Annotated in this window: 19 protein-coding genes; 7 read left to right on the top strand and 12 right to left on the bottom strand. The window is 70.8% G+C overall.

Features of this window, described 5'->3' with window-relative positions; all coding sequences use genetic code 11:
* Positions 1 to 129: 129 nt before the first annotated feature.
* From EXU48_RS13735 to EXU48_RS13745, 3 genes are all read left to right on the top strand, one after another.
* The gene (locus EXU48_RS13735) at positions 130 to 2,859 is read left to right on the top strand and encodes a cation-translocating P-type ATPase (RefSeq protein WP_133108231.1); all 2,730 of its coding nucleotides are present in this window, start codon (positions 130 to 132) and stop codon (positions 2,857 to 2,859) included.
* A gap of 97 nt (positions 2,860 to 2,956) precedes the next feature.
* Positions 2,957 to 3,445, top strand: a complete 489-nt coding sequence (locus tag EXU48_RS13740) for a DUF1269 domain-containing protein (protein WP_133108232.1) — start codon at positions 2,957 to 2,959, stop codon at positions 3,443 to 3,445.
* A 128-nt stretch (positions 3,446 to 3,573) separates the two neighbouring features.
* The gene (locus EXU48_RS13745) at positions 3,574 to 4,215 is read left to right on the top strand and encodes a hypothetical protein (protein ID WP_133108233.1); all 642 of its coding nucleotides are present in this window, start codon (positions 3,574 to 3,576) and stop codon (positions 4,213 to 4,215) included.
* Here the strand turns inward: EXU48_RS13745 and EXU48_RS13750 are convergent.
* From EXU48_RS13750 to EXU48_RS13760, 3 genes are all read right to left on the bottom strand, one after another.
* Positions 4,188 to 6,803: a LuxR C-terminal-related transcriptional regulator gene (locus EXU48_RS13750; RefSeq protein ID WP_133108234.1), complete on the bottom strand. Its 2,616-nt coding sequence runs from the start codon at positions 6,801 to 6,803 to the stop codon at positions 4,188 to 4,190. The genes EXU48_RS13745 and EXU48_RS13750 overlap by 28 nt on opposite strands.
* Positions 6,804 to 7,041: 238 nt before the next feature.
* Entirely contained in the window at positions 7,042 to 7,512 is a 471-nt protein-coding gene (locus EXU48_RS13755; RefSeq protein WP_133108235.1) for an SRPBCC family protein, read from the bottom strand.
* Complete coding sequence (locus EXU48_RS13760) at positions 7,509 to 7,904, bottom strand: ArsR/SmtB family transcription factor (RefSeq protein WP_207947733.1); 396 nt, start codon at positions 7,902 to 7,904, stop codon at positions 7,509 to 7,511. Before EXU48_RS13760 ends, EXU48_RS13755 begins: the two co-directional genes overlap by 4 nt.
* 164 nt (positions 7,905 to 8,068) lie before the next feature.
* On the opposite strand from EXU48_RS13760, the gene EXU48_RS13765 reads away from it, so the two are divergent.
* Positions 8,069 to 8,647 carry a hypothetical protein gene (locus EXU48_RS13765; protein WP_133108237.1) on the top strand — a complete coding sequence of 193 codons (579 nt, stop codon included), beginning with the start codon at positions 8,069 to 8,071 and terminating at the stop codon, positions 8,645 to 8,647.
* Positions 8,648 to 8,662: 15 nt separating this feature from the next.
* Here EXU48_RS13765 and EXU48_RS13770 read toward each other — a convergent pair whose 3' ends face one another.
* The 3 genes from EXU48_RS13770 to EXU48_RS13780 form a co-directional block, all read right to left on the bottom strand.
* Complete coding sequence (locus tag EXU48_RS13770) at positions 8,663 to 9,112, bottom strand: nucleoside deaminase (RefSeq protein WP_235857020.1); 450 nt, start codon at positions 9,110 to 9,112, stop codon at positions 8,663 to 8,665.
* Positions 9,113 to 9,209: 97 nt separating this feature from the next.
* On the bottom strand, positions 9,210 to 9,845 hold the full coding sequence (locus EXU48_RS25095) for a nitroreductase family protein (RefSeq protein WP_235857021.1): 636 nt from the start codon (positions 9,843 to 9,845) through the stop codon (positions 9,210 to 9,212).
* A gap of 727 nt (positions 9,846 to 10,572) precedes the next feature.
* Positions 10,573 to 11,370 carry a DUF222 domain-containing protein gene (locus EXU48_RS13780; RefSeq protein WP_133108240.1) on the bottom strand — a complete coding sequence of 266 codons (798 nt, stop codon included), beginning with the start codon at positions 11,368 to 11,370 and terminating at the stop codon, positions 10,573 to 10,575.
* A gap of 245 nt (positions 11,371 to 11,615) precedes the next feature.
* Between EXU48_RS13780 and EXU48_RS13785 the strand changes: the two genes are divergently transcribed.
* A complete protein-coding gene (locus tag EXU48_RS13785; RefSeq protein ID WP_165962812.1) occupies positions 11,616 to 12,368 on the top strand; it encodes a chloramphenicol phosphotransferase CPT family protein in 753 nt (250 codons plus the stop codon).
* A gap of 96 nt (positions 12,369 to 12,464) precedes the next feature.
* Here EXU48_RS13785 and EXU48_RS13790 read toward each other — a convergent pair whose 3' ends face one another.
* The 6 genes from EXU48_RS13790 to EXU48_RS13815 all read right to left on the bottom strand — a co-directional run bounded on the left by EXU48_RS13790 (position 12,465) and on the right by EXU48_RS13815 (position 18,920).
* Positions 12,465 to 13,490 carry an ABC transporter substrate-binding protein gene (locus EXU48_RS13790; RefSeq protein ID WP_207947734.1) on the bottom strand — a complete coding sequence of 342 codons (1,026 nt, stop codon included), beginning with the start codon at positions 13,488 to 13,490 and terminating at the stop codon, positions 12,465 to 12,467.
* Between the two features lie 79 nt (positions 13,491 to 13,569).
* The gene (locus EXU48_RS13795) at positions 13,570 to 14,391 is read right to left on the bottom strand and encodes an ABC transporter ATP-binding protein (RefSeq protein ID WP_207947761.1); all 822 of its coding nucleotides are present in this window, start codon (positions 14,389 to 14,391) and stop codon (positions 13,570 to 13,572) included.
* Between the two features lie 101 nt (positions 14,392 to 14,492).
* Entirely contained in the window at positions 14,493 to 15,551 is a 1,059-nt protein-coding gene (locus EXU48_RS13800; protein WP_133108242.1) for a FecCD family ABC transporter permease, read from the bottom strand.
* Positions 15,548 to 16,621 carry a FecCD family ABC transporter permease gene (locus tag EXU48_RS13805; RefSeq protein WP_235857022.1) on the bottom strand — a complete coding sequence of 358 codons (1,074 nt, stop codon included), beginning with the start codon at positions 16,619 to 16,621 and terminating at the stop codon, positions 15,548 to 15,550. The genes EXU48_RS13800 and EXU48_RS13805 overlap by 4 nt, the downstream gene beginning before the upstream one ends.
* Before the next feature lie 83 nt (positions 16,622 to 16,704).
* On the bottom strand, positions 16,705 to 17,730 hold the full coding sequence (locus EXU48_RS13810; RefSeq protein ID WP_133108243.1) for a siderophore-interacting protein: 1,026 nt from the start codon (positions 17,728 to 17,730) through the stop codon (positions 16,705 to 16,707).
* A gap of 86 nt (positions 17,731 to 17,816) precedes the next feature.
* Positions 17,817 to 18,920, bottom strand: coding sequence for a hypothetical protein (locus tag EXU48_RS13815; protein WP_165962802.1), 1,104 nt, complete (start codon positions 18,918 to 18,920; stop codon positions 17,817 to 17,819).
* 62 nt (positions 18,921 to 18,982) lie between these two features.
* On the opposite strand from EXU48_RS13815, the gene EXU48_RS13820 reads away from it, so the two are divergent.
* On the top strand, positions 18,983 to 19,891 hold the full coding sequence (locus EXU48_RS13820; protein ID WP_207947735.1) for a serine hydrolase domain-containing protein: 909 nt from the start codon (positions 18,983 to 18,985) through the stop codon (positions 19,889 to 19,891).
* A gap of 116 nt (positions 19,892 to 20,007) precedes the next feature.
* The gene (locus EXU48_RS13825; protein WP_133108246.1) at positions 20,008 to 21,750 is read left to right on the top strand and encodes an Ig domain-containing protein; all 1,743 of its coding nucleotides are present in this window, start codon (positions 20,008 to 20,010) and stop codon (positions 21,748 to 21,750) included.
* Positions 21,751 to 21,812 lie beyond the last annotated feature (62 nt).

The raw sequence follows: 21,812 nt of genomic DNA on the forward strand, positions 1-21,812 counted from the left end.
GGGTGGTTCGGTGCCACCCCTCATGGGGTGGACCGACCGATGCCCACCCCACGAGGGGGGAGGCGGGACCACCCGCCCGGGGCCCACGATCGGTGGTGAGGCACCCGGGCGAGGAACGGAGACGAACCGATGCTGGATGACGCGCACACGTCCGTGACCGAGGCAGGGATCAACCCTGCCGCGTCCCAGGTGGACGAGGTCGCAGCCGACCTGGACGTCGATCCGAGCCGGGGGTTGTCGTCCGAGGAGGCACGCTCCCGCCTGTCGTCGCATGGAGCCAACGTCCTCACCGGTGCCGCGAAGGAACCCGGCTGGCGAGCGTTCCTGCGTCAGTACGAGGACTTCATGCAGCTCGTGCTCCTGGCCGCCGCCGTCGTCAACCAGGTCATCACGGGCGACCTCGGCACCACGGTGGTGCTCGCCGGCCTGACCCTGTTCAACGCCGTCATCGGATTGCGCCAGGAGGCCAAGGCCGAGGAGAGCGTGAAGGCGCTCTCCACGATGATGAAGACCATCGCGCGGGTCCGGCGGGACGGGCGGGCCGTGGAGATCGACTCCGCGGAGGTGGTCCCGGGTGACGTGGTGCTCATGGAGGCCGGCAACCTCGTCCCGGCGGACGGGCGGATCTGTCTGGCTGCCACGCTCGAGATCGAGGAGGCCGCGCTGACCGGGGAGAGCCTGCCCGTGGCCAAGTCCACCGATCCCGTCATGGGGACCGACGTCCCGCTGGGCGACCGCGTGTGCATGGCCTACATGAACACGTCGGTCACCCGTGGACGCGGCGAGCTCATCGTCACCGGGACCGGAATGAACACCGAGATCGGTCACATCGCCGACATGCTCGCGAGCACCGAGACGAGCAAGACCCCGTTGCAGAAGCAGCTCGACTCCCTGTCGAAGATCATCGCGACCATCGCCGCCGCGGCGCTGGTGCTCGTGGTCATCCTCGGTGTGGCCCGCGGCCAGTCCTTCGACACCCTCTTCGTCACCGGTGTCGCCCTCGCCGTCGCGGCGATCCCGACGGGCCTTCCGGCCGTCGTAACGGCGCTGCTGTCCATGGGTACGCGTGAGATCGCGAGCCGTCACGCCATCGTGAAGCGTCTCCCCGCCGTCGAGACCCTGGGCTCCACGTCCGCGATCTGCTCCGACAAGACCGGGACCCTCACGCTCAACAAGATGACCGCGCGCCAGCTCGTCGTGCCTGGCCGGAACCGATACACCGTCACCGGTGAGGGTTACAGCACCGTCGGTGACATCAAGCACGTCGGCGGCGAGAACTACGACCTCGATCCCTACCTGTTGCCGATGGTGTTGTGCGCCGACGCCGTCCTCGACGGGGAGAGCCTCATCGGCGACCCGACCGAGGGCGCGCTCATCGTCCTCGGCGCGAAGGGCGGACTCGACATCGCCCAGACCCGGGCCGCGCTCCCCCGGGTCGCCGAGGTGCCGTTCGACTCCGACTACAAGTTCATGGCGACCTTCCACGAGATGACCGATGACGCCGGTCGGCCGGTGGTGCGGTGCTACGTCAAGGGGGCGCCGGACGTGCTCGTCGCGCGATCGACGAGCATCCGCCTGCCCGGCGGCAGCCTGGCCGCCGTGACCGACGCGAACCGGAGCGTCGCGCTCAAAGCCAATGAGGCGATCGCGAACGCCGGTGAACGGGTCATGGCGATCGCGCAGCGCGACCTCGAGCCGGACCTGGTCCGGCCCGACAGCGATCTCATCGGGCTGGTCGACGGGCTCACCCTGCTCGCGCTGGTCGGCATCGTCGACCCGCCGCGACCGGAGGCCAAGGTCGCGATCGCGGAGTGCCGGAAGGCCGGGATCCGGGTCCGGATGATCACCGGTGACCACGCCAGCACCGCGGCCGCGATCGCGAAGGAGCTCGGTATCGAGGGGCGCGCCATCACCGGGAACGAGTTCGCAGCGATGCCCGACGACCAGCTCCGCCGCGAGATCGCGGAGATCGGCGTCGTCGCCAGGGTCGCGCCCGAGGACAAGGTCCGCCTGGTTCGCGTGCTCAAGGAGGAGGGCGACGTCGTCGCGATGACCGGCGACGGCGTCAATGACGCCCCGGCGCTCAAGACCGCCGACATCGGGGTCGCGATGGGGATCACCGGGACCGAGGTATCGAAGGAGGCGTCGGTCATGATCCTGACCGACGACAACTTCGCGACGATCGTGGGCGCCGTCTCCTACGGGCGGACGCTCTACGACAACCTGCTGAAGTATCTGCGCTTCCAGATGTCGACGCTGGTGGCCTACATCGCGATCTTCGTCTGTGCGGGGGTCGTCGGCATCGCCGGTGGGGTCCCGCTCAACCCGCTGCAGATCCTCTGGCTGAACATGGTCATCGACATTCCGCTTGCGATCGCGCTCGGATTCGACGAGCCGGCGCGCGGTGTCATGTCACGACCGCCCCGCCCCGTCGGCGCACCGGTGCTCTCGCGCTCGAACTGGATCCGGCTCTGTGTGCAGGGAGCCGTGATGACCGCCGGCTCCCTCGCCGCCTACCAGATCGGCGCAGGTCTCGGCGACGCCCTGCTCGCCGCCACCATGCTCCTCACGACGCTGTCGCTCTTCCACCTGTTCGGCGCGCTGCTCAGTCGCGACCAGCTGGGGACGATCTTCAGCCGGAGCGCCATCCCCGCCGCCAGCCAGTTGCGCCGGTACGGAATCGCTCTGGTCGCCATCATCACGGTCACGGCGCTGGACTTCCTGCAACGGATCTTCCACACGACCGGGCTGTCCTTCACGCAATGGTGCAACTGCATCGGGATCGCGCTGTCCCTGGTCGTCGTCGAAGAGCTCGTCAAGATCGTGCTGCGACGTCGCACCCAGGCGGTGACGGCGTGAGGTCATCGACGACGGGCTCCGCTCGCACGCGCCGGCCCGCGACCACCACACCAGACGCCCACGCCGCATCCGCGGCGGGGAGAACCGAGGAGAGACCATGACCACGTTCACCGTGTGGAAGTTCAACGACACCGACGGGGCCGCTCACGCCGAGACTGCGCTCAAGGCCGCGCAGTCCGACGGGCTGGTCACGATCGTCGACCATGCCATCCTGAGCTGGCCGGAGGGCGCCGACAAGCCGGACCTCAAGCACAAGGAGGACAGCAAGAAGCGCGGCGCGGGCTGGGGGGCCCTGTGGGGGCTGATGGGCGGGGCGCTCTTCATGGTGCCGGTGCTCGGCGTGGCGGTAGGTGCGGGCATCGGCGCGCTTGCGAAAGCCACCGAGGGGACCGGCATCACCAAGGACGATCTCGAGCGCATCCGCACCTCCGTGACCCCTGGCACCTCCGCCCTGTTCATGGTGACCGAGCAGGCGGATCTCGACAGGCTGGGCGAACGCTTCCGAGCCGGCGACGCGAAACTGATCAGCACCAACCTCACCCCGGCCGAGCGCTCCATCCTGCTCGAGACGTTCGGGGGCGCCTGAGACCATCCGACGTGATCCGCTCGGGCTGATCCGCGGTGGAGCGGGGAGGTCGACGGCCTCACCCGCTCCGGGGTGATGCCGATCCACCCGGCCACGGCCGATCATCGCCGTGACGGACCTCCCCGCCGATGCGAGAGCTGGAGATCGTGTCCCTCCATCCTGAACCCGGGCGTGAACCACCCGACGACCTCGACCTCTGCGAGTACGTGATGGTCTCGGCGCCGTCCCTCGCCGCCCTGGCGCAGGTGGCCGCAGCCATCGAGGAGCTCATCGGTGACGGCGCCCTTCGGCTCCGCGACGTCGCGGCGCTGGAGCGCCTGGAGGGCCGGACCACCGTGATCTGTCACGAGGCCGGGGACGTCGAGGCGCTCCACGGTCTCGCCGCCGCGATCGACGGCGGCGCACGGTTCAGCCGCCACGACCTCGAGCTCGCCGGTGTGACGATTGCGCCCGGGTCCGCGGCCCTCCTGCTCCTGCTGGAGGGCCGGTGGGCCGCCCCCCTGTCCGCGGTCGCGGGACGGGTCGGCGGACGCCTCGGGACCGGCGAGCGGATCGATCGCGAGCGGCTGCGCGCGCAGCTCACGGAGCCCGACGAGCGCCGATCGGATCGGACCGACCTCCTCGCCCGCGGCCCGGCGAGCCCCCACCTGCCGGATGTGCGGCTGGTCGACCCCGTCGATCAGATGCGCTCACTCGCCGACCTGGTCGACCGTGGGCTCCTGACGGTCGACCAGTACGAGGTTCAGCGACGCCGGGTGATCGACGGCTGAACCGCCCGGCCTCGGGAGGCGAGTGCTCGCGCCGCTTCGGACGCCTCCGCCCGCGAGTTGCAGTCCAGCTTCCGGTAGATGACCTTGAGGTGGAACTTCAGCGTGTTGATGGAGATGAACAGCTCGCTGGCGATCTCCCGTAGCGTGAGCCGGCTCGGGAGCATCCTCAGCACCTCGAGCTCACGTTCCGTGAGTGGATCGATGAGCGTCAGCGGCGAGGCACTCCCCCGTTCGGTGGGCGCGGCGGCGCGCCGTAGACGGGTCAGCCACGCCGCCGGAACCTGCCAGGCGAGCCGCTCGACATCCTCCAGGACCTGCATCCCCTCGGCGGCCACCGTCTGCACGAGTCCGTGAGCCGACGCCACGCGCACCGCCTCGAGGAGGTGCTCGTTCGCCTCCGGAGTCCCCGCCACGGATCGGGATCGGAGCAGCCCGGCCACGACCCGGTGTCGTTCGCAGCGCGGCTCAGCTCCCTTCAGCACGTCGAAGGCACGCCCGGCCTCGTGGGAGGCGAGCAGGATACGAGCCTCGCTCACCGGTGCCCAGAACGGGTCCTCCACGCGCAGGGCCCAGCTACGAGCCTCGGTGAGATCGCCGCCGGCGATGGCGAGCACGGTTCCGGTTCGCGCCAGCCATGACCGTGCCGCCGGCCCGGACACGGCGGTGTCGACAAGCTCTGCGGCGCTCCCGAACGCCTCGTTCGCGGCGTCGAGCGCGCCGTCCGCGATCCCGGCCTGCACGAGCTCCAGATGGGCGAGCAGGCAGCAGTACAGCGTCGACGCGATGTGGTCGGCCGAGAGCTCCTGGAGCAGCCGCAAGGACTCCTGGGCGTCGCCGACCTCCCGCCGGGCGATCCCCTCGGCCGTGGCGAGTTCCATGCGCAGCACTGTCAGGTTGACGTCCTCGGACGCTCCGCGCACCCCGGCGGCGATCCTGATCGCGTTGACGGGTCTGCCCGCAAGTGCTTCGCCGAGGGCACGTGTGCCCTCGAGGACGAAGCGACGCTCCGGCGCGATCGTCAGGGAATGGATGACTTCCTGCGTGCCTGCCGAGGATTCGTCCCACCGCTCCGACAGGGCGAGGTTGCGACCGATCAGGTTCCACGAATAGCGTCCGAGCGGATCGAGCCACCATGTCTCCCCGAGCTCGCTGAGAGCGGTCCTCGCCAGGGCACTGCCGTCGGTCCAGGAGCCGCGTCCGGTCGCGGCGATCGCCTGGAGCGTGAGGCACCTGGCAGCCAGGACAGGGTCGACGTCCTCGGTGGGCAGCCCCGCGAGGTCGTCGACGAGTCGATCGAACCGCTCGTGGTCGACGAACAGGTGACACCATGCGTACTCGATCCGCGACTCCGCGTCCTCGCTTGCGACCGCATCCGGGATGGCACCGATCACGCGCAGGATCGTGTGCACATGGCCGTCGTCGAACAGCCCGACGACCTCCTTCGCGAGCAGCCGCAACGCCCGGCGCGGGAGGTGGGCCCGTAGCCAGCTGTCGAGGGCCGCGGTCGTCTGCCCGTGTGCCTCGTACCAGGCCGCGGCCCAGGCGTGCAACTGCTGGAACCGCCCCGGTGATCGCTGTTCGAGCGCCCTCGTGAGCAGGTCGCGGACGAGGGTATGGATCTCGAACTCGCCCGACGGCTCGTTGCGGGAGACGAAGAGTCCCCGCTCCTCGGCGCGGGCGAGGAGCTCGCCCGCGTCGGTCCGGCTGGCCAGGATCCTCGCGAGTCCGGCGCCGAGGCGTGGCACCACCGATGCCGTCAGCATCACGTCGATCAGATCGGCACTCTCGCTGCCCAGGACCTCCTGCCAGAGATAGTCCTCGAGGTAGTGCAGGTCGTCGTGGGTCACCGGTGCGGAGCCGTCGAGGGCCTCCAACGGCTCCTCGCCGCGCGCGCGGGCGGAGCGCGCCGCGAGGGCAGCGAACTGGATGCTGGCGGCCCACCCACTTGCCTTGGTGGCGAGCTCGGCAACGACGTCCGGCTCGAGGGTCGGCACCAGCCGCGCGAGCATCGCCCTGGCTTCCTCGAAGGAGAAGCGGAGCTCCGCGAAGTGCACCTCACCGAGCTGCCCGCGGGCCCGCAGCCGGTTCACCGGGAGACGTGGACTGCGCCGACTGGCGATCACGACGTGCAGCCACTCGGGCAGGTGTTGGAGGAAGATGGCCATCGACTCGGCTGCCTCGTCGTCACCGTCGATGAGGTGGACGTCGTCGATCACCAGGACCTTCAGGGTGTAGGTGCGCGCCTCGAGGTCGTCGAGCAGTTCCCCGACCGCTTCCAGGAAGTGGCCGCCACGACGCAGGCGCCGGGCGGCGAGCGTCGCGCAGCCCGGTGCCAGGCTGTCCAGCGCGGCCGCGACGGCCCGCCACATCTGGACGGGATCGCGGTCCGCCTCCTCGAGGGAGACCCACGCGCAGGGCAGCGGACTCTGCGCCATCCAACCGGCCAGGAGCGCCGTCTTGCCGGAGCCGGCAGGGGCGACGACCAGGGTCACGGGCGAGGTGACGGACTCGTCCAGCAACGCGTACAGACGCTGCCTGTGGACCAGGTAGGACGGGCTGAGGGCTGGACGCAGTCGCGTCCTGGACACCGCGAGGAGGGAGGCACCCGACCGCTGCAGCCGGTCCGCCTCCAGCCGACTTTGCTGAGAGTCCGTGCGCCGGTCCATCTTGCTGCCATTCCCACAGTTGCACCCTCGGGGGGCACACGGCCATCAGTTTGACACAGGGCCCTGCTTCTCCGACAGGGGCAGGCGCGACGGGCCCACCAGGACGGCACTCGTCCCGGCGCCGGCAGAGACGACCGCGACGGCACGGATCACCGCCCGGTCAGACCGCCAGCAGCTCGTCCAGGCGCTCGTATCCGTCGTTGATCCCGCTCTCCATGCCGGACTCGACCATGCCGTCCCGAGCCTCCTGGGTCGGGTAGGCACTCCGGCCGGTGATCCGGGTCCGGTCGCCGTCGAGTGACTCGAACGTCAGTGTCTCGATGCTGACCGTGTCCGGGAACCCCTCGTACTCGAAGGTCTGGATGATGAGTTCGTTCTTCCGGGCGGTGTGGAAGACACCCCGGAAGCGGTACTCCTGATCGCCGTCGACGTGGCGGTAGGCGTACCCACCGCCGGACGTCACGTCGTACCGGTCGATGGTCATCTCGTACCCGCGGGGGCCGAGCCACTGCTTGACGAGCTCCGGCTCGGCGTGCGCTCGGTAGACGGCATCGACCGGCGCGTCGAACTCCCGGGTGATCTCGATGAACGGAACTCCGGGTGGTGCGGTGATGGTGGTCGGGTTACTCATGATTCCTCCTCGCTCGTAGATGTGCCGTGTGCGGTGGTGGTGCCTGGGTTCGTGGCCGGGGCTGATCTGCCGTCGGACGCGAGGACCGCGTCGAGCGCCCGGTACTGCTGCTCGTGGACCAGGCGGTAGCGGTCGATCCACGCGGTGAGCAACTCCAGTGCGGCGGCATCCAGGTGCACGGGCCGGCGTTGGGCGTCCCGGCTGCGGGTCACCAGGCCAGCCTGCTCAAGGACCTGGATGTGCTTGGAGATCGCCTGCTTGCTGATCTCGAACGGCGCTGCCAGGTCGTTGACCGTGGCCGGGCCCGTGCTCAGGCGGGCGATGATCCGTCGGCGGACGGGATCGGCCAAGGCCATGAAGCCTCGGTTGAGCCCGTCCTCGCCAGCACCCATCGTCAAATCCTTCGTTGATCAACTGTGTGGTTGATTACGCTACCGCGCTCGACACCACCGGTCAAGGCCGTCGACGCGGGCGACCGGACCGGCCGCGCCCGTCCAGGCGGCGAAGCGCGCGACCGCACCCCGCCGCGCACCTCGGGCCGGTTACGGTGACGGGCGTGCCCCTGCCTCCAGTCCCCGAGCCCGGTCCGGACCTCGTCGTCCATCATGTGCCGTCGGCCGTGGCCGCGATCTATCGCCCGCGCCTGAGCCTGCTCGGCATCGTCCTGGTGGCCTGGCTCGGCGTCGGCGTCGGTCTCGTCGTCACCGGGCATCCCGTCGTCGGTGCCGCGCTGCTGGTCGCAAGCCTGGTGGTGTTCGTGATGTTCGTCGAGACCCTCAGGGGGTGGCTCTCCCGATCCGGCGCCGGTCCGGCCCTCGTGATCGGGGCCGCGGGTATCGAGATCGGCAAGCCGCCCCTGCGATTGGCGTGGCATGCGCTCCGGGCGGTGGAGGTGCTCGCGGGGCGGGGCTGGCTGCGCACTCCTACCCTCGTGCTCCGTCTCCGTCCCGGGGTGACCGGCGGGTCAGCCGGCGCCCTCCCCGGGCACCACAGCCGGGCCCGCTGGCGACGCTGGCAGGAGCGCGGTGTGCTCATCGACGCCACCGCCCTGGACGCGCCGATGCACACCATCGTGGCCGCCGTCGCACACGCGAGCAGGGGGTCGGTCGAGGTGCCCACGACCGGCCTTCGCTGAGGCCACGCCCGGCGCTCACTCGCCGATGTCCTCGTTCCACAGCGCGGGCTCGGCAGCGATGAAGTCGCTCATGACCTGCGCGCACGCGGGGTCGTCGAGCACCACCACCTCCACACCGCGGGAGCGGAGCAGGTCCTCTCCCCCACGGAAGGTGCGGTTCTCCCCGATGACGACGCGCGGGATCCCGTACAGCAGGATCGCGCCGGTGCACATGTCGCACGGCGACAGCGTGGTGACCATGATGGCCCGCCGGTAGGTGCTGGCTGGCAGACGCCCGGCGTTCTCGAGGCAGTTCGTCTCGCCGTGGTGGATGGCGCTGCCACGCTGCACCCGCTGATTTCGACCGACGGCGATCACCTCGCCGTCGACGATGAGTGCGGCTCCGATCGGAATGCCACCCTCGGCTCGCCCGGCACGCGCCTGTTCGAGCGCATGCGCCAGGTACTGGGTGTCGGTCTCGGTCACGGGGTGCTCCGATCGGGACATGGACGCCTCGGATGAGGGGCGGTCCGGTGGCCGGCAGTCGCCGCGAAAGCCCGCACCGCGAGGTACTCGGCCCGGATCATGGTGCCTCGACATCCCTGGGTGAGTGCCAGCGTCCGCGGTGTACGACGTCGCCTAGCGGGCGGCGGGTCCGGGTCCGCGCCGAGTGTCCCGGTCGGTCGTCCGGGTCAGGATGCCCGACGGCGATCGCACCGATCGGCTCGAACGCCGCCGGCACGCCGAACGCGTTCCGGAACGACTCCTGCCCGGGCCGCGGGATACCGAAGAAGCACGCGCCGAGTCCGAGGTCAACGGCACTCTGAAGGATCAGGAGCGAGGCCATACCGGTGTCGATCTGCCAGTACGGGGCTGCCCATTGCTGTTCGCCGGGAGGCGTCGACCCCTTGTCCCGTTCCCGGTACCGGTCCCGATAGGCCGTCTCCGATGCCAGTGGCACGATGAGCACGGGCGCGGTCCGCATGCCACGCAGCCAGGCGCTCGATTCACCTGCCCGTTCCGGCGGCGTGGTCACGCGCCAGAAGCTCGCCACGTCGTCCGGATCCTCGAGCACGAGGAAGGCCCAGCCCTGGCTGAAGCCGGCGCTGGGTGCCCGGACCGCATTCGCGAGCATCGTCTGGACCGCCACCGCCGGAACTGCCTCGTCCGTGAACGACCGCACCATCCGGCGGCGGCGGACCACCTCTGAGAACTCCATGGTCACGATCATGCCCCGAACGGTGGCTGGTCGGCGGTGCGGCGACTCACCGCGCACCGATGTGGATGGACTGCTGCCGCGCCGCACACGGTCAGCCCCATGGTGGGGTGGTGGGCTGAATCTCGGTGCCGTCGGGTCGGTAAAAGTGCCGGGCGCCGTGGCGGTGGAGCATGGTGATGTTGTGGGTGTGGACCCAGCGATGGTGGTAGTAGCAGAGCAGGGCGGCGTCGGTGAGGTCGGTGGGGCAGCCCTCGCTCCAGCGTCTGCTCGCGTGGTGGGACTCGGTGCGTTCCGGTGGAACGGTGCAGTCGGGGTGGACGCAGTGCTTGTCCCTGGCGACGAGGGCTCGGCGTTGGGCTGCGGTGTAGCGGCGGTGGGCGCGGCCGTGGTTGAGGATCTCGTTGTCGGGTCCGAAGATGATCCGGCTGCACCCGCTGCTGCTTCGGTGGCCTCGGTGGTGTTGATGATGTCGAGGAACTCCGGGGTGCCGATCAGGACACCGAGGTGCGGACTTACGGACGCCGAGGTGCCGACCCTGCCCCGGTCCAGTGCGGTGTGGGCGAGGTCGGCGAGGGCCTGGGCGCGCCGCTGGGCACAGGTGCGGGTCTCACCGGCCGCGGGTGGCCCCATGATCGCTTCGAGCGCCGTCCGGATGTACTGGCCATGCTCAAGGGTGAGGAACTCGGCCACGTTGTAGCCGCCCAGGGTGCGGTCGATGCTGAGGTGCTCACGATCGGCCGCAGCACGGTACGCGCCTGTCAGTGGCATCCGGGTCCGCGATCGCGACGAAATGGTCAACCACCTGGCAGAGCCTCCGGAGAACCCGACATCGCTGCCCTCGGACGTGCCGCCGCCATCGCTCGCACCGGCCGTCCCGCCCGTCGCGGCCGCCTCGGTCTCGTCCGAACCGTCGGTGCCGGGCGCAGGTCGCCTCGGTGCCGGCGCCGGTCGCGTCGGTGCCGGTGCCCGTGCCGGTCGCGTCGGTGCTGTCGGCGTTGTCGGGGGTGGGGCCGGCGGGGAGTTGGAGGGCGTCGGCGGCGGCCTGGGTGGCGACGGCCTTGAGCAGGATCTGGGCCCGGTCGATCCCGATCTGACCGGCTCGTAGCCGTCGCCTGGTGGCGGGCAGGCTGTTGCGCAGGCCCTTGGCCAGGCTCACGATCCGGCGGGCGTTGGCGGCGGTGATGCCGTAGGTCTTGGCCACGCAGGCGGCGTAGGTACGGAACCCCTTGCTGGTGTCCCCGGTGCCGGCTTCCTCCTCCAGCCCCATCCAGTCCAGGCGGGCCCCGGTCAGGCACTCCGTGATCGGGTGGGTCCGGAGCGCGGCCCGACCGAGGAATGTGGCCCCGTACCGGCCGGACTGCTCGACCGGGTCAGCCACTGCGATCGAGGCGGTGAGCGCCTCCAGGGCGATCAACTTGTCATCCAACGACGCGTTCAGCAACTCTCCCAGCGGCAGGTGCAGGCGGGACGCGAGCGCCACCCCGGCGCCGTCGCCGCTGCCGGTGGTGGTCGTGAAGTCATCCACGTGTGCTCACCCCCTCAAGAAAGCTCGTGCCCGGTACCGCGATCGAACGGTTGTTCGACCTACATGAGCCACTCTAGGACGCACCACCGACATCACAAGATTCCCGATTTCCGTTGTGGATACTGGCGAATCAGGCGCCACCGCGAGATTCGTGGCATGGCAGGATGACCCTCTATGCACAACCTCGAGCGAGCACGTCTGCCGAAGTCACCCGGTTCAGCGTCCGCCTGTCCGAGCCCGCCCCGATGAGCACGGTCGTCATCCTCAACGGCGTCCCCCGCTCGGGGAAGTCGTCGATCGTCGAGGCGATCCAGGACACGTACGAGCGCCCGTGGCTCAATCTCGGCGTCGACATCTTCCAGGCGGCCACCCCGGCGCGCCACAGACCCGGTATCGGGTTGCGCCCCGGCGGCGAACGGCCCGACCTGGAACCCTTCGTCGTCGTCGCCTATCGGGCGATGTTCGCTGCGATCGCGGAACACCTGCGGCAGGGGCTGGACGTCGTCGCCGACGTCGGCCTGCACGATGACTACTCCGTGCCACTCGGGATCCAGCGCGAGGCTGCCTCGATTCTGCAGGGCCTCGACGTGCTCTACGTCGGCGTGCGGTGCCCTGATGAGGTTGTCCGCCAGCGTCGCCGTGACACCTGGGGTGGCACCGGCGTGACCGGCGGTGCCCTCCGGACGGGCGGTACCCGCGCCGATGGTGCCGACCGGGCGAGCGGCGCCGACGGGGACCACAGCGTGGCCGAGGGCCGCCGCGGGCCAGCCCTGGCCGACAACGACCGCGCCGACGACCCGGTGACGCGCTGGGACCGTGCCGTGCACTCACCCGGCCGCTACGACCTGGAGGTCGACACATCCCGACTCACACCCCAGCAGTGTGCGGAGCGGATCGCGGCCCGGCTCCGGGCCCTCGTTGCGGCTGCCGTGCCGCTACCGGACCCGGCGTCGCCACGGTTCGGAGCGCCGCCGTCGGCCTTCTTCGACGTCGCCTAGGCCCCCGACGAGCCCGCATGCGCTCCGGAGGGGACGCAGAAGCGGGCCCCGGCCCGCTCCCCCGAGCGGCCGAGACCCGCTACCACCGTGACCGTGCTACTGCACGTTCGCGGCGGCCTCACTGATGGTCGTCACGTAGTCCTCGAGGCCCCAGACCAGGGACAGCGCGGTCGGCGGGGACATCGCCGCGATCAGCGGGTCACCGGTGATGTTCGCGATCGCGCCGGCCTGCACGGCCGGGATGGCCTGGGCGTAGGACTGGCCCAGGAACGTCTCCACGTCCGCCTCGGTGGAGGCGTAGTTCACGATCAGCTGGGCGTCCAGCTGGTCGGTCTGCTCGTAGGACAGCGAGTACACGAACGTCTCACCGCCGGAATCCAGCGCCTCCACCGACGGAGCGCTCACCAGGCCGAGATCGAGCAGGAAGTCCACGCGGGAGTCGGCCGGCTTGTACACGTAGAACGTGCCGCCGATGTCCCAGACGGCCGCGACGGTGATGCCCTCGAGCTCCGGGTGCGCCTCGGCGACCGCGGCCACCTCGGCGTCCAGGTCGGACACGACGGCCTCGGCCTCGGCGTCCAGACCGAGCGACTGTCCCACGATCGTGATCAGCTCGCGCCACGGCGTGGTCCACGGCGCCTCGGGGTAGGCCACGGTGGGCGCGATCTCCGCGAGCAGGTCGTACTGCTCCTGGGTCAGGCCCGAGTAGGGGGCGAGGATCAGATCGGGGTCGAGTGCGTCGATGTCCTCGTAGGCCGGTTCCTCGACGGTGGCCGGGATGATGGTGGGCTCGGCACCCTCGGCGTCCAGGAACTCCGCGACCCAGGGCAACAGGCCCTGCTCGTCGACGGCGTAGGTCTGCGCCTCGATGCCCACCGGCACCACACCGAGCGCCAGCGCGGCCTCGGTGGAGCCCCAGCCGAGGGTCACAACGTTCTCCGGCGCCTCGGTGATCTCGGTGGTACCGAGGGCGTGCTCGATGGTGACCGTCTCCCAGTCACTTCCCCCACCGGCTCCGGCGTCGGTCGGATCCTCGGCGCCGCCGTCACCGCTCGAGCATGCGGCCAGCGCGAGCGTGGTCAGGGCGGCAGCCGCCACCAGGTGGAACGGGCGTCGGGACACGGGACTCCTCAGGGGATCGGGTTCGGGGAAGTGGTGCGGCGCGGCCACAACGGCCGTCGGGGAGTAAGGCACGCCTATCCTAAGGCGTGCCGCTCGGTGCTGGCAAAGCGGCGGTGGGATCCGGACCGTGGAAGCGCCCGATCGGCACCACCATCGGCGCACCGCAGACCGGATCGGCCACGATCCGGGCCCGCAGGTTGAACGCGTCGGCGACGAGCTCGGGCGTGAGCACCTGCTCCGGGGAGCCGATCGCCCGCACCTGACCGGCGTGCATCACCACGAGGTGGTCCGCGTACCGGGCCGCGAGGTTGAGGTCGTGCAGGACCATGACCACCGTGGCCCCACGGGTCCGGTTGAGCTCGTGCAGCAGGTCGAGCACCTCGAGCTGGTGGGTCACGTCCAGGAACGTGGTCGGCTCGTCCAGGAGCAGGATGTCCGGGTCCTGGGCCAGGGCCATCGCGATCCAGACGCGCTGGGCCTGCCCACCGGAGAGTTCCTCGACCCGTCGGGCCGCGAGCTCCAGGGTGTCGGTCGCGGCCAGGGCCGCAGTCACCACGGCGTCATCGGTCGACGTCCATTGCCGGAACCAGCCCTGGTGCGGGTAGCGTCCGCGGCCGACCAGGTCGGCGACCGTGATGCCCTCCGGCGCGGTGGGGCTCTGCGGCAGGATGCCGACGATCCTCGCGACGTCCTTCGCGGGCATGGCGTGCACGGCGGCTCCGTCGAGGAGCACCTCCCCCGCGCTGGGCCGCAGCAGGCGGGCGATCCCCCGCAGCAGGGTGGACTTGCCGCACCCGTTGCCACCCACGATCACCGTGACCTTCCCTGCCGGGATCTCGAGGTCGAGGTCGTGCACCACGGGCGCACCGTCATAGGCGAGGGACAAGCCCCGGGCGTGCAGACTGTGCTGGGCCTTGGGGTCGCCTCCGCGATGTCTGCCCGACGGCGCAGCGTGCGTGCCGCCGTCGGCGGCACTCGTGTGGGTGGTCGTCCTGAGAATGCTCACGCTCCGCGTCCTCCACGGTTCGAGGTGGCCAGCAGCCACAGCAGGTAGGGCGCACCGATGACGCCGGTGATGATGCCCACCGGCACCTCGAGGGAGCCGAGCAGGTACTGGGCGGTGAACTCCGCGGCCAGGACGACCACCGTCCCGACGAGCGCCGACGGGACCAGGGCGAGCCCCGCCGTCGGGAGCAGTCGGCGCGCGATCGGTGCGGAGACGAAGGCGACGAACGCGACCGGGCCGGCGAACGCCGTCGCCACGGCGGCCAGGGCGACCGCCACGGCGAGCACCGCGAGCCGCGCGCGTTCGGCGGACACGCCGAGCCCACCCGCGAGCTCGTCGCCGAGCTGCAGGATCCGCAGCCGCTTGACCGTCACGGCCACCAGCGGCGCCAGCACGAGCAGCGCGACGCTGAGGACCCCCACGTCGGGCCAGGGCGGGGTGCCGATGCTGCCGACCATCCAGACCAGGGCCGAGCGCACGTCGTTGACCTCGGCGCGGGTGAGGAGGTAGCCGATCCCGGCGTTCACGGCGAACGCGATCCCGACCCCGATCAGCACGAACCGGTATCCGGACACCCCGTCCCGCCAGGCGAGCAGGTAGATCGCGGCCGCCACGACCACGGCTCCGGCGAACGCGAACACCGACAGGGCGATCCCACTGACTCCGAGCACGAGCAGCCCGAACGCGGCCGCGAGGCTCGCTCCCCCGCTGATCCCGATGATGTCCGGGCTGGCCAGCGGGTTGCGCAGCACGGACTGGAACAGGGCGCCGGACACTCCGAACGCGACCCCGACCCCGAGCGAGAGGGCCACCCGCGGCAGCCGCAGTTTGGTGATGGTGAAGGCGCCCTCGCCGTTGCCGGCGCCGAAGACCGCGAGGATCTGGTTCCACAGGTCCGAGGCGTGCCCGCCCCAGACCAGGGTGGCCAGGGAGAGCGCCACGGTGAGGCCGACCAGGACCAGCGTGACGGTGCGCACCCGGGTGGCGGTCTGCGCGCGGGCGGCGCTGAGCACGCCCGGCGCCCCGGCCGGGAGGGCCTGCTCGGTCCGGGTCATAGCCCCGCCAGCTTCACGCGGCGCACGATCGCGATCATCACCGGCGCGCCGACCGCGGCGACCACGAGGCCCGCCTCGAGCTCACCCGGGCGAGCGACCAGGCGGCCGACCACGTCGGCGGCCAGCAGCAGCACCGGACCGACGAACAGCGAGTAGCCGAGGATCCACCGGTAGTCCCCGCCGATCAGCGGGCGGATGATGTGCGGCACCACCAGGCCGACGAACACGATCGGCCCGGCCAGCGACGTCGCCGTGCCCGCCAGCAGCACGATCGAGACGGCCGCAATGCCGCGCGCGAGGGTCAGGTTCGCGCCGAGACCGCGGGCCAGGTCGTCGCCCATGGCCAGCAGGTTGAGGGAGCGCCCGGACAGCAGCGCCAGGCCCAGCCCGACGCCGAGCAGCACGAGCAGCAGCCAGCTCAGGCCCCAGGTACCGGCGCCGCGGGAAGCGAGCGAGCCGACCTGCCAGAACCGGAACGCGTTCGTGGCCTCCGTGCTCGAGATCAGGATCAAGGTCACGATCGAGGTGATCCCGTACGTCAGCGCGGTGCCCGCGAGGGCGAGTTTGACCGGCGTGGCGCCCTCGCGCCCGATCGCCCCGATCGCGTACACCAGGGCCGCCGCGGCCGCGGCGCCGGCGAACGCGAACCAGATGTAGCCGGACGGGCTCGTGATACCGAGGACCGTGATGGCCAGGACCACGAACAGCGAGGCGCCGGCGTTCACCCCGAGCAGCCCGGGGTCGGCCAGCGGGTTGCGGGTGATGCCCTGCATCAGCGTGCCTGCCACGCCGAGCGCGGCACCGACGAGCAACCCGACGAGGGTCCGTGGCAGTCGCTGGTCCCAGATGATGTTGTGGAGCGTGTTGCCGTCCACCCGGTCGGTGAGCGCCGCGAACACGACGTCCAGCGGAATGTCCCGGTTGCCGAGGGCGAGGCTGACGGCGACCGTCAGCACGAGGAGCCCGACGGCGCCCGCCAGGCCGAGCACCCGGGTGCTGCGGGTGCGGTGCACCGTGCCGGTCAACGTGGGTGTCGTCCGCGGGTCCTCCAGCTTCGGCAGCTTCGGCACGGTCGGCGCCGTTGACACACTCGGACTCGACTCGGCGGGACCATGCGGGTCGGGTCGGGCGGTGGGCTCGGGGTGGGTCGTGGTCACTGGCCCTCTGCGCGGCCCTGACGCCAGTACCCCATGAAGGCCACCCGCCGGCGGCACACGCCCACGTCTGTGACCAGGATGCGGCGCAGGGTCTTGATGACCGAGGCCTCGCCGGCGAACCACGCATAGAAGTCGGAACCGCAGCGCTCGCCGCGCCCGCACGAGTCGATCGCCTGGACCTGCAGCACCGGGGAGTCCCAGAGAAGTTCGGAGTCGACGTCCACGTCGTCCATCGTCTGCGGCACCACGGCGAGCACGTCGCCCACGACCGCGGCGTTCGCCTGCACCCAGGCGCTCACGGCGGGCACGAGCAGGTGGCCGTGGTCGTGCTCGTCACGCGCCAGCCAGGTGATCCGGACCCCGTCGTGAACCTCGACCTCGAGGGCGTCGGCCGCGGTGGGCACCTCGATGAAGGCTCGCGCCGTGCGCCCGGCCGGCAGGGTCTCCAGGATCGAGCAGATCGCCGGCGCGGCGGTCTCGTCGCCGGCGAGCAGGAGTTCGGTGGCCGTGCCGGGCGCCCAGTCCGCGCCGACGGCGGAGTCCCTGGACCGTGCGTCCGGGCCGACGACCACGAGCCGGTCCCCGACCTGCACCCGGGCGAGCCAGCGGGAGGCCGGCCCGGCGTCCCCGTGCGCGACCATGTCCACGTCGAACTCGCCGGCCTCGGGGCGCACGTCCCGGACCGTATAGGTCCGGAACGGGGAGCGGCCCTCCTCCGGGAGGGCACGCCAGGTCTCGTACCAGGTGCCGGCGAGGATGGTCTCGGGGTCATCGGCTCCGACCTCGCTGACCCGGCCGTCCTCATCCGGGATCAGGACCTTGATGCGCTGGTCCTGGCGGTCGGTGCCGAACCACCGGACGTCCGGCCCCGTGAACGTCATCCGGAGGAAGTGGGGGCTCAACTGCTGGATGTTCGCCACCTGCACCGAGAACGGGCGGTAGGCGGGACGGTCATCCTTGGCGACGTCCGGGCGCGCGTCGACGTCCGGGCGCGCGTCGACGTCGGTCGGTGAGGTGAGCATTGCCTAAGTAAACCATCGCGACATCCGGCACGTCCATGTTGACTAATTCACTCCCCTGGCACCGGATCAGGGTGCCGGAGGTGCCGTCATCGCTGCAGGAACCCGACGTTCAGCCGCTTGGCGAGCAGGTCGAACAGCACGTCGGCGTTGGCGACCGTCTGGACCCCGATCAGGCCCACCACCTTGGCCCTCTGGTCGCGGAACTCGTAGTACGTGCCGTTCTTGTCCCGCATCAGGGTGATGCCGCTGAGGTCGGCGGCGGCCACCGACTTCCGCTTGAGCACGAGCATGCTCCCGGTGAGGGTGATCTCGCCGAAGTCGGTCGGCTGGCTCGCCTCGAATCGTTGCGCGGCCACGCCCGCGACCGCGCCGTTGATGTGCCGCCGCATCGTGGCGAAGAAGTCCTTGTCGTCGATGTCCAGGGTGCCCTTCCGACCCACCCAGGACAGCCACACGGCGGCGTCCTTGCCGAGGCCGGACAGGTACTGCATGTCCTGCCAGGGCACGTCGTGGATCCGGCTCTGCGTGACGATCCGCACCACGGCCGGGTAGGCCCACACGAGGGTGCAGCCGTTCGGCCGTGCGACCCACAGGAACAACAAGCCAAGGGCCAGCAGGAGCGCCCCGAACACGATGCCGATCCACGGGGTCCCCTTGCTGCCCGTGGCACCCACGGCCAGGAAGGCCCCGAAACCGCCGGCGAGGAAAGCGAGCACGGCGAACAGTCCCGTCGTCGTGCCGGTGGTGGTGACGTAGGCGGTCAGCGGGGCCTGCTCGCCGGCGAGCTGGTCGGCCACCGCGAGATCGCGGCGCCAGCGGATGACCACGGCCACGATCAGGACCACGGCGAACACGGCCACGAGCAGGCCGCCGACGGCCACACCCTGGCTCTGCGCCTGGACGAAGTCCAGGCGCTCCTCATAACTCCACGTGGTGCCGCCCCGGTTACGGCGCGACGAAACGATGCAAGTGTCGCCCTGGCCCATCACCTGCCCCTCGCAGGTCGGCAGCACCTGCGCGCCGATCCGCGCGAGGAACAGCGCCAGACCACCCGCCCCGAGCACGCCCAGGAAGACGATCAGGGAGATCGGGATGCGGCGGAATGCCGTCATCGGGTCGGCCCCGCGCGCGGGCCGATTCTGCTCCGCCGACGGGCCGGAGCCCGGGGAGACGTACTCGTTCGTGGTCACGGCGGGCAGCCTACCGATCTGGCCCACCACCCCGTGGTCGCGCGGGACCATACTGGGCGACTGTGACCCGTGACGCGAACCTCCTGACCGGCTTCCGCCTGCGCAACGCCGAGCAGCAGCTCGGTGCCTATGGCATCCACCTCCACCGCGACGGCCACGAGAGCGTCGAGCACCGGTTCCGGGCCGACGACCGGGTGAACATCTACTCGGGCTCCAAGACCTTCACGTCCCTGGCTGTGGGGATCGCCAGGGGCGAGGGACTCCTGGAACTCGAAGACGCCGTCGTCGGGTTCTTCGACGGCACCCCCGTCGCCGACGGCAACGAGCGGATCACGGTCCGTGACCTGTTGCAGATGTCCTCCGGCAACCCGTTCAACTGGTTCGAGCCCCCGCAGGACTCGCCGACCGACATCGCCGCGACCTGGTTCGGCACCGAGCCCGTGCGCCCACCCGGTGAGAGGTTCGAGTACTCGAACGCGTCGACCTACCTGCTCGGCCGGATCGTGCACGCCGTCAGCGGGCAGGACGTGCGGGAGTACCTGATGCCCCGGCTGTTCGACCCGCTCGGCATCGCCGTGCCGCAGTGGCACCGCTGCCCGCTCGGGTTCCCCGAGGCCGCCAAGGGCCTGCACCTGACCACGAGCGAGTTCGCGCGACTCGGCCGGCTGCTGCTCCAGGACGGCCAGTGGGACGGCACCCAGCTGGTGCCCGCCGACTACGTGGGCGCCATGCATACCGACATCGTCGACACCACCCACCATGGCGTCGACCCGGAGTCGGTCGCCGGCTACGGCTACCAGGTCTGGAACTGCACGCCCGACGGCGCCTGGCGGGTCGACGGCAAGTACGGCCAGTTCTCGATCGTGCTGCCCGCGCAACGCGCCGTGGTCACGATCACGGCCCACAACGAGAAGGCCCCGAACGACCTGCTCCGGGCCGTCTGGGGTGAGGTGCTGCCGCGGCTGCGGTGAGTGGACCGACCGTGAACCGCGCGCCGAGGGGTTGCGGTTTTACGCATGACGGGTTTGCGTCGAGGTCGCGGCGCGTCAGGTGCGCCGTGACATGACATCGACGTCTTGGAGTATCGGTGAGCCCCCGTCCCAGCCTCATTCGTTCTGCCGCCGCTCCGCTGGCGGCCGCCCTCGTCCTCGGCCTCAGCGCCTCCGCTGCCGATGCCGCGGGACCAGCCCCTGCGGCGTCTCCACCACCGGCCGACTCGCGCACAGTCTGGGAGGGTGAGGGTCTCCCGCCCGGCCGGGACTCGCTCGGCGACGTGGCGCTGCTGCCCCTCGATGACCGCCCCTACACCTGGTACGAGCCGCTCGAACTGGGCGCCGCCGCGGGCTATGAGGTGGTCACGCCCACGCAGGAGATCCTCGGCCGGCACTTCACACCCGGGGACGGCGGCGCGACGATGTCGCTATGGAACATGATCGCGGCGTCGTTCCTCCTGGACCTCGAGACGACGGTCGGCACGCACGACGGCCGCTACGGCGACTCGGCGGCCCGGGCACGGGCTTTCCTGGCGGAGGGTCTGGAGGCGAACACGGACTGGTACACCGTCCGGTTTTCCTCGACCCAACCGGCCCGGGACCGGATCGTGGCGATGCGCGCGAGCCGGGCCGACTGCCAGGACAATCGGTGGCACCGCAAGAGCTCCTGCGACTACGTCGACGGCGGGCCGTCCGGAGGGAACCTGGGCACCGACATGATCGAGTACGGTCTGGCCGGCCTGTACCGCTACGAGCACGCGCTCTCCGGCGCCGAGGCCGCCCACGCGGCCGTGGCAGACACCTACCGGCGGTACACCGCCCTGCCCGCCATCCACACGGCGTCATCCACCGACCCGCTGGACTGCGTGGACGACACCCGCTCCGGCCCAGTGGATCCGTATTATCCGCCGGACAACCAGGGCACTGACCCCACCGGCGACCCCTGGGACTTCGATCCGCACCTGTCCTTCGGCGGCTACATCCGCTCGTCGGGCACCATCCTGACGCTGGAGGCGAAGTACTACGACATCGTCGGCTTCGGGATCCTCGCCGAGGTGCGACACGCCGTCGTCCCGGACCGCTACGACCTTGCCTGGTCGCGCGTCGCGGCGAGCGGTGACGACGCCCTCGTCGCCATCCAGTACCGGGACCTGAGCCCGATGGCCCTGCCCACCCGGGACATCGACGACACCGACGGCGATGGCGACCTGACCGAACCGGTCTGCATCGTCACCCTCGGCACCCTGCCGATCGCGCACAACGGCATCGGCTTGCTCGCCACCTACGGGTACGTGCAGCCGCTCGAGGTCGGTGCCGCAACGATGCCCGACGGCGTTCTCTCCTCCGGTTATGACGGTCACCTCGTTGCGACCGGGGGTCGGGTGCCGTTGGCGTGGTCGGTGCTCGAGGGGCACCTGCCAGCCGGGTTGGCCCTCTCCCCCGGGGGCGACCTGACCGGTGTCCCGGCGTTGCCGGGGACCACGTCGTTCACCGCGCAGGTGGCCGACGCGGACGGGCGCACCGCGACCACCGAGGTGGCTGTCACCGTTGGCGGGTGCGACCGGTCCCTCACCGGACCGCAGACCGGGGCGCTCATCGTCGCCACCGGGGTGGTGTGCCTGGACGGTGCGACCCAGGCGGGCCGGGTCACCGTCTCCGGCGATGTGGTGATGGTGGTCGTCTCGAGCACCGTGCGCGGCGGCATCAGCGCGACCGACGCCGCCGCCGTGGCGATCTGCGGCTCCACCGTCACCGGCCGGGTGCACACGGAGACCACCACCGGGCGGGTGCTCGTCGACCCGGCGGGCTGCGCAGGTAGCGACATCAACGGACGCTGAGAACCGCGGTCAGCGGTCGCGGGAGAGTCCGGTTCCTTGCCTGGGTGATGTCGAGCGCGTCT

Source organism: Occultella glacieicola (assembly GCF_004353825.1).
Classification (GTDB): domain Bacteria; phylum Actinomycetota; class Actinomycetes; order Actinomycetales; family Beutenbergiaceae; genus Occultella; species Occultella glacieicola.

Coding starts and splice junctions, on each gene's coding strand:
- EXU48_RS13735 (WP_133108231.1), top strand. CDS start 130: ATGCTGGATGACGCGCACACGTCCGTGACCGAGGCAGGGATCAACCCT.
- EXU48_RS13740 (WP_133108232.1), top strand. CDS start 2,957: ATGACCACGTTCACCGTGTGGAAGTTCAACGACACCGACGGGGCCGCT.
- EXU48_RS13745 (WP_133108233.1), top strand. CDS start 3,574: ATGCGAGAGCTGGAGATCGTGTCCCTCCATCCTGAACCCGGGCGTGAA.
- EXU48_RS13755 (WP_133108235.1), bottom strand. CDS start 7,512: ATGAGTAACCCGACCACCATCACCGCACCACCCGGAGTTCCGTTCATC.
- EXU48_RS13760 (WP_207947733.1), bottom strand. CDS start 7,904: ATGGGTGCTGGCGAGGACGGGCTCAACCGAGGCTTCATGGCCTTGGCC.
- EXU48_RS25095 (WP_235857021.1), bottom strand. CDS start 9,845: ATGGAGTTCTCAGAGGTGGTCCGCCGCCGCCGGATGGTGCGGTCGTTC.
- EXU48_RS13785 (WP_165962812.1), top strand. CDS start 11,616: ATGAGCACGGTCGTCATCCTCAACGGCGTCCCCCGCTCGGGGAAGTCG.
- EXU48_RS13800 (WP_133108242.1), bottom strand. CDS start 15,551: ATGACCCGGACCGAGCAGGCCCTCCCGGCCGGGGCGCCGGGCGTGCTC.
- EXU48_RS13810 (WP_133108243.1), bottom strand. CDS start 17,730: ATGCTCACCTCACCGACCGACGTCGACGCGCGCCCGGACGTCGACGCG.